This is a genomic window from Pseudomonas sp. QS1027 (genome assembly GCF_002814235.1).
GTDB lineage: Bacteria > Pseudomonadota > Gammaproteobacteria > Pseudomonadales > Pseudomonadaceae > Aquipseudomonas.
On record NZ_PHSU01000025.1, the window covers coordinates 148,225 to 154,224 of the forward strand.

4 protein-coding genes are annotated in these 6,000 nt (G+C 63.2%); all 4 read left to right on the plus strand.

Annotated features, from left to right (window positions below; all coding sequences use genetic code 11):
- Positions 1-292: 292 nt before the first annotated feature.
- The 4 genes from CWE01_RS22205 to CWE01_RS22220 are packed head-to-tail and all read left to right on the plus strand — an operon-like array spanning position 293 to position 5,952.
- The gene (locus CWE01_RS22205; RefSeq protein WP_100942689.1) at positions 293-1,072 is read left to right on the plus strand and encodes a DUF3050 domain-containing protein; all 780 of its coding nucleotides are present in this window, start codon (positions 293-295) and stop codon (positions 1,070-1,072) included.
- Positions 1,069-1,998 carry a diiron oxygenase gene (locus tag CWE01_RS22210; RefSeq protein ID WP_100942690.1) on the plus strand — a complete coding sequence of 310 codons (930 nt, stop codon included), beginning with the start codon at positions 1,069-1,071 and terminating at the stop codon, positions 1,996-1,998. Before CWE01_RS22205 ends, CWE01_RS22210 begins: the two co-directional genes overlap by 4 nt.
- Positions 1,999-2,012: 14 nt before the next feature.
- The gene (locus CWE01_RS22215; RefSeq protein ID WP_100942691.1) at positions 2,013-5,456 is read left to right on the plus strand and encodes an amino acid adenylation domain-containing protein; all 3,444 of its coding nucleotides are present in this window, start codon (positions 2,013-2,015) and stop codon (positions 5,454-5,456) included.
- 28 nt (positions 5,457-5,484) lie between these two features.
- Positions 5,485-5,952, plus strand: coding sequence for an SRPBCC family protein (locus tag CWE01_RS22220; protein WP_100942692.1), 468 nt, complete (start codon positions 5,485-5,487; stop codon positions 5,950-5,952).
- Positions 5,953-6,000 lie beyond the last annotated feature (48 nt).

A 6,000-nucleotide genomic window follows, 5' to 3' on the forward strand; every position in this document is an offset into this window, starting at 1 on the left:
TATTTGTATTAATTTTTAATGGCTTTCGGGCAGCCCTACCGCCAAGGCCTTAGCCAGCCTAGACATAGACGCCCGGTAACACCAAACAAAATACGCTCAAAACGCTTACGCGCTGACACCTGGGCGCATTTTAAATACGCCGTGATTTCTCTCGATACTTTCAATTTCTTATTGAGGAATCCGCTCGTTCGCCCGTTAGCCAATGCAACACCGTCGTACCGCCAGACCGATTAGAAGACACCGTGCAACCTGTCACAGCCCTTTCAACTTCGCAGACACGTGGTGATTATTAATGAGCGCACTAAAGCACCTTCTCGACGCCCGTAAAGAACAACTGACCCAACACCCTGTATTCAGTGAGATTCATTCACTTTCACTACTTCGACGGTTCATGGAAGTCCATGTCTTTGCAGTCTGGGACTTCATGTCGTTGACCAAGCGCTTGCAACAGGAACTGACCTGTACCACTTTGCCGTGGCTGCCGCCCAAGGATCCCCAGGCCGCGCGCCTGATCAATGAAATTGTCCTCGGCGAGGAATCGGATCAACGCGAAGGCCCCGGCCATTGCAGCCACTTCGAGTTGTATCTGGAAGCGATGCGCGAGGTAGGCGCCAGCACGGTCGCCATCGAGCGCTTCATTGAGCTGCTGCGTGAAGGCGTGACGGTCGACACCGCGTTGCGCACGGTGAACGCCGCGCCGATGGTGATCGGCTTTGTCAGAAACACCCTCGACATCGCCCTCGGCGCCTCGGCGCATCAGGTGGCCGCGGCCTTTCTGCACGGGCGGGAAAGTGTTATCCCGCAGATGTTCCAGCGGATTCTCGATGAGTGGGGCATCGATCACGCCCAGGCCCCGACGCTGCGTTATTACCTGCAACGGCATATCGATGTCGACTCCGAGGACCACGGGCCGGCGGCCGAACACTTGCTCGAACGCCTGGTGGGCGGTCAGCCGCAACGCGAGGCGGAGATCTACAGTGCCGCCCTGGCGGCCGTGGACAGCCGCCTGGCGCTGTGGGACGGCTTGCAGCTGAGCCTGACCGAGCAGGCTGTCGAGGTGGCCCTCTCATGAACGCCGCCGACTACACCTCCTTCGCCGATGCCTGGGAGAGCCGCGCCAGCATCCGCACCCGCCCACGGCGCCTGCTCGAGGACGACGACCGGCTGATCTATCCGCTGAGCCGCCAGCCACTGGTCAGCAGCGAGAGTTTCCTCACCCTGTGCCCGGAACAGCGGGATTTCGTGCTGCTGCAGAGTCTCTACAAATTCATCAATGACGTGGTGATTTTCGAGACCGATATCGTCGATCGCACCGCCCGCAGCATTGCCAAGGGGCGCTTCCCGATCCCCTTCCCGTTCGCCTGTCGTTATGACGCCATGACCGTGGTGGTGGACGAGGATTACCACGCCCTGGTGGCCATGGATTTCATGCAGCAGACCGTGGCCATGACCGGCATCGAACCCCTCGAACTACCCGAGGAAATCGAGTTGAGCCGGGCGATCCCGGCGGCCATGGGCATGGCCCCCGAGCACCTGCAAGCGGCCATGGAGCTGATCTGCGTGGCGATCTCGGAAAATACCGTGACCAACGATGTCGCGGCCTTTGCCAAGGACGACACGATCAAGCCTTCGATCAAGGGCCTGATGGCCGACCACCTGCTCGACGAAGGCCGCCATGCCGGGTTCTGGACGCGTCTGGTACGGATCTACTGGCAGACCGCGAGCGAGGACGACCGCGACCTGATCGCGCAGATCCTGCCGGTATTTATCGTCCATTACCTGACCAACGACATCCAGAAGGCCTTCGACTTCCGCGTGATCGAGCATCTGCCGGTGACCGAGGACATCCGCCAGGCCCTCAGGCGCGAGGCATTGGGGCTGGCGTATCCGATCAATCGCCACCATCCGCTGGTGATCAATATCGTGCGCTTCCTGCGCAACAGCTCGCTGCTCGATTCGCCCTGTGTTCAGGACGCCTTGAGCGACTACCTGATCTAGCCAAGGAGATCATCATGAGACGTCTCACCCTTATGCTCGTCGGCAGCAGCCAGGCGCTGGATGAATTGCTCCGCGAGCTGGAACAGCACGGTCATTCGATTCAACGCCTGAGCCAGGCGCAGGCCATCGAAGCACAACCGCCGGGCGCGGCGGATCTGTTGATCGAAGATGGCAGCCTGGCGTTGCCCACCAGTTGGCGGCGCGACCTCGGCGCCTGCATTCACCTGGCCCTGCGTCTGGAACAGGGGCCGGTGACACCCCACGGCCTACCCGCAATCAGCCTGCTTTGCCGGTTGATCGAGGACAGCGGGAGTCGCCTGATCCAGCGTCTGGGCGTTGATCAGGACGGTTCCGGGAATGGCCAGGCACTGCGCCTCGCCGCGGTCCAGGCCTTGGTGGAAGGGGTGGCCTTGCAGGTCAGTCGCTACTCCCGTGATGCCGAACACTTTTCCGAAGCCGTCACGTTGCCGTCGGCCTCGGAGCATCCGGAACAGGACCTGGGCAGGCTTGAGACGCTGGCTTTCGAACACCGTCTCAACCAGACCACGCGCCCCGAGTTGCTGGCCCTGGCCCAGGTGCCGGTGATCGAACATATCGAAGCCAGCCTGCGGCGCTTCGCTGATCGCCCCGCGCTGACCCTGGACGGAGTGACGCTGACGTACCGGGAGCTACACGACCTGAGCCGGACGATCCAGCAAAGCCTGCTGGCCCGGCTCGATGCCTTGGGACCGTTCGCCGAACCGCCGGTGATCGGGCTCTGCCAGCACAAGAGCCCCGCGCTGTACGCCAGCATCCTGGCGATTCTCGGGGCCGGCGCGGTGTATCTGCCGCTGGATCCGGGCCACCCGCTGCAACGCCAGCTGTTCGTTCTCAAGGATGCTGGCGCCACCTTGCTGCTGCACGACGGGCAAGAACCTCTGGCCGGGCATCTGCCGGCCCTGGATGTCCGCGACCTGGTGCAGAAGCCGACAGACCAGCCCCTGGTGCGCCAGCCACGCGCCCCCCAGGCGCCCTGCCTCGCGCTCTACACCTCGGGGACGACCGGGCAGCCCAAGGGCGTACTGCTCAGCCAGCACAACCTCAGTCACTTCACCGCCTGGTATGCCGACTATGTGCAGCTCAGCGAAACCAGCCGGGTCCTGCAGTTCTCGACCCTGAGTTTCGACTCGTCGCTGATCGACATTTTCCCGACCCTGGTCAGCGGTGCGGAGCTGGTGGTGCCCACTGAGGATCAACGTCGCGATCCCTTGCAGTTGCTGGCGCTGATTCGCGGACGACAGCTCAGTCATGCCTTCCTGCCGCCGGCGCTGCTGAGCATCCTGCCGCTGGACACGCCCCTGGGCCTGAGCCATGTGATGACCGGCGGTGACGTCTGCGAACCGGACGTTATCGAGAAGCTCGCGACGCAGTGCCATTTCTACAATCTCTACGGCCCTACCGAGACCACCGTGCTGGTCACCGCCAGGCAGTTCCAGGCCGGCTCCGGCAATCGCAACCTCGGCCAAGCCATCGCCAACAGCCAGGTACTGATTCTCGACGAGCAGCGCCAACCGGTCACCGAGCAGACCGTCGGCGAGTTGTATATCGCCGGGCCCGGGGTCGGCCTCGGTTACCTGAACAATCCCGGCAAGACCGCGGACAGCTATCTGCAACTGGCGCTGGGCCAGGGCGAAAGCCTGCGCGCCTACCGCACCGGCGACATGGCCAAATGGACCGGCGCAGGTATCGAGCTGTGCGGGCGCCGGGACAACCAGGTGAAGATCCGCGGCTTCCGGGTCGAGCCGGAAGAGATCGAGCAGTGCCTGCGCGACAGTCGGCTGTACCGCCAGATCGCGGTGGTCATCGATCCCCGGCGGCGGGTGCTGGCCTTTATGAGCCAGCCGCAGTCTCCCGGCGGCCAGGACGCCCTCCGGCAGCATGCCGAACGCTACCTGCCGGACTATATGCAACCGACCGTCTACACCGAGCTGGCCGACATGCCTTCGGCCAGCAACGGCAAGATCGACCGCGCGGCGCTGCTCAAGCTGCCGGTTGAAACGCCCGAAAACAGCCGCCGCCGCTTACCCGCCACAGCGGACGAAAGTCGCCTGCTGGAACTCTGGGCCGAGTTGCTGGAACTGCCTGTCGAAGATATCTCCACCGATGAGAGCTTCTTCAACCTCGGCGGTCACTCGATCCTGCTGTCGAAAATGTTGCTGGGTATTCGCGAGCAGTATGGTCGGGGTATCTCCATCAACCGTTTTATCGAGGAGCCGACCCTGTGCCGCCTGGCGATGCTGGTCGGTGGCGCGGCCACCAGCCAGGTGCTGAGCGAGCAGATCCTGATCGATACCACCCGTGAACTCGGCCTGAACGTATTGCCCGCCGATCGTGCCGGCGATGTGAACAAGGTGCTGGTGACCGGCGCCAACAGTTTTGTCGGCGTGCACCTGGTCGAAGCGCTGCTGGCCGGCGGTGCCGTCGAGGTCGCCTGCCTGGTCCGCGACAGCGTGGCGGAACCGGCGGCCGAGCGCTTTGCCCGGGCCTTGCGGGAGAACCGCCTGGAGCACCTGGACCTGAGCCGGGTGCGGGTCTACGCCGCCGACCTGACCCGTCCGCTGCTGGGGCTGGCACCGGCGGTCTATGAGCGGATCGATCGCGAGTTCGGCGCCCTGGTGCACAACGCGGCCAACGTCAACCACGTGCTCGACTACGAGTCGCTGGCACCGGACAACGTCGATCCGCTGTTCGAATGCCTGCGCCTGTGCGAGGGGCGCAGCAAGAAGATCTTCAACTTCATCTCGACACTCTCGGCCTCCAGCAGTGTCGATGCCGAGGGCCGGGTGCTCGAACAACCGGCGGCCCAGACACCGCCGATCTATATCAAGAACGGCTACAACCTGAGCAAGTGGGTCGGCGAACGGATCCTGCAACGGGCTCGCGAGCAAGGCGCCTGGGTCAACCTCTATCGGCCCGGCAATATCAGTTTCAACAGCCGCACCGGGGTCAGCCAGCCCCACAAGAACCGGCTGATGCTGATGCTCAAGGGCTCGTTGCAACTGGGCCAGGTGCCCGCCCTGGAACTCAATTTCGACCTGATGCCGGTGGACTTCCTCGCCCGCTTCATCGCCGTGCATGGCCGGCGTACCAGTGCTCACGGCGTGTTCAACCTGCATAACCCGCAACCCCTGAGCTGGGCCGACTACATGGCTTCGTTCCGCGAGGCCGGCCATGACTTCCAACTGGTCAGCGTCGCCGACTGGCAACGCCAGTTGCATCGGGTCGACAGCCACAACGCGCTGTTCGAAGTCCTGGGTTTCTACCTCAACGGTTTCGAGGAGGACATCGGCGATATCTCGGCCATCGGCCATGCCCATGCCGCCGCCGGCGTGCGCGAGATGGGCGAGCAATACCCGGCCAAGACCCCGGCGCTGCTGCGCAAGGGCTGCGACTACCTCAAACAGATCCAATTCATCTGATTCACCCCCACCCACAAGGAGTTACATCATGAATAACCTGCAACCCGATAGCCTGATCCGCAACCCACAAGGCAGCCCGGTGATTTCATCGGTGGAAGTTGCTCGCGACGCGGCCACGGTCTGGGCCGTGGTCGGCGATTTCGGTGGATTCGCGGCGTTTATCACGGCGCTGGAGCGCATCGAGATCACCGGCGAAGGCGTCGGCTCGCTGCGCAAGAAATTCTTCAAGGACGGCAACCTGGTGGTCGAGCAGCTCAACTCGCGGGACGAGCAGGCGCGGCGGATGACCTGGACGACGATCTACAACACCCTGGGGGTTGGCCAGCTGTGGGCGGCGATGACGGTCGAGGCGCTGGATGCGCAGCGCTGCCGGGCGACCTGGACCATCATTGCCGAACCGGCCAGTGGCGGCGAGGAGGCGCTGCCGGGGTTCCGCAGTTTTGTTCAGGGGTTTGCCGATGATGCGATGAACACTGTGCGGACGTTGTTGGCCTGATAGGTTCCGATAGAGCGTAGGTGTCCTTGAGGGACTCTTCGCGGGCAA

Excerpts from the sequence above, each read along its gene's own strand:
- CWE01_RS22205 (WP_100942689.1), top strand. The coding sequence starts at position 293 with ATGAGCGCACTAAAGCACCTTCTCGACGCCCGTAAAGAACAACTGACC.
- CWE01_RS22215 (WP_100942691.1), top strand. The coding sequence starts at position 2,013 with ATGAGACGTCTCACCCTTATGCTCGTCGGCAGCAGCCAGGCGCTGGAT.
- CWE01_RS22210 (WP_100942690.1), top strand. The coding sequence starts at position 1,069 with ATGAACGCCGCCGACTACACCTCCTTCGCCGATGCCTGGGAGAGCCGC.
- CWE01_RS22220 (WP_100942692.1), top strand. The coding sequence starts at position 5,485 with ATGAATAACCTGCAACCCGATAGCCTGATCCGCAACCCACAAGGCAGC.